This is a genomic window from Comamonas sp. B-9 (assembly GCF_000410635.1).
Lineage (GTDB): Bacteria > Pseudomonadota > Gammaproteobacteria > Burkholderiales > Burkholderiaceae_C > Comamonas.
Window position 1 is genome coordinate 63,457 of the sequence record NZ_KE148562.1, and the last position, 247, is coordinate 63,703.

Annotated in this window: 1 pseudogene; it reads left to right on the top strand. The window is 72.5% G+C overall.

Annotated features, from left to right (window positions below):
* Positions 1–247, top strand: a pseudogene (locus H928_RS0111315) (ABC transporter substrate-binding protein); the annotation flags it as partial.

Below are 247 nucleotides of genomic sequence, written 5' to 3' on the forward strand. Positions count from 1 at the left end.
ATTGCGCAGGCCGGCGTGACCGTGGCCCTGGTGCAGTCCGACCACAGCTGGGACGAGGTGCTGCGCAAGATCCGTTTGGTGGGCCAGGCCACCGGCAAGCAAGCCCAGGCCGAGCAGCTGGCGCAGCGCTTGCAGGCCGACTGGGACCAGACCCAGGCCCAGGTGCGTGCCAGTGTGGCGGCCGGGCGCGCGCCGCGTGCGCTGTTTGTGCTGTCGCACAGCGGCTCGCCCCAGGTCGCAGGCCAGG